Here is a 564-nt window from a genome sequence, read left to right on the forward strand (position 1 = left end):
CGCATCGTCGAGCGCGTCGAGCCCGTACGGCGCGGTGATCGTGAAGCCGCCCGTCGTCGCGAGCGGGCCGCGCTCGGCCGAGCAGACGCGGAATTCGAACACGGGCGACACGGCCGCATCGCGTTCCTTGCCGAACACGACCGACGGCACCGACAGGTGGAACGGGCTGATGCCGTCGTACGCGATCACGGCGACGACGGTCGGTGCGGACGTGGCAAACGGGATGGACGCGGCGGCGGGCATGGCGGACTCCGGAACGGCGATGGCCCGATTTTATCGAAGAATGGCTATCGGGCCACTATCGGCGCACGCCACGCGGTCCGACAATGCATCGCATCGCACTGCTGGCCGCCCCGCTCCGGGGCGGGGCAGCGCCTCCCGACCAGGAGCCCGCCATGTCGAACACCGTCCCGCATTCCGCTTCCCGTCCCGCCAACCGCCGCGCACTGATCGTGATCGACGTCCAGAACGAATACGTGACGGGCAACCTGCCGATCGAATATCCGCCGCTCGACGTGTCGCTCGCGAACATCGGCCGTGCGATCGACGCCGCGCACGCGGCCG

Annotated in this window: 2 pseudogenes; one reads left to right on the forward strand and one right to left on the reverse strand. The window is 69.5% G+C overall.

The window, feature by feature from the left end:
- Positions 1-243 (reverse strand): annotated as a pseudogene (locus tag A9Z05_RS38160) (GlxA family transcriptional regulator); the annotation flags it as partial.
- Between the two features lie 152 nt (positions 244-395).
- Here A9Z05_RS38160 and A9Z05_RS38165 point away from each other — a divergent pair.
- Positions 396-564, forward strand: a pseudogene (locus tag A9Z05_RS38165) (cysteine hydrolase); the annotation flags it as partial.

It is taken from the genome of Burkholderia sp. A2 (assembly GCF_001729305.1).
GTDB lineage: Bacteria > Pseudomonadota > Gammaproteobacteria > Burkholderiales > Burkholderiaceae > Burkholderia > Burkholderia sola.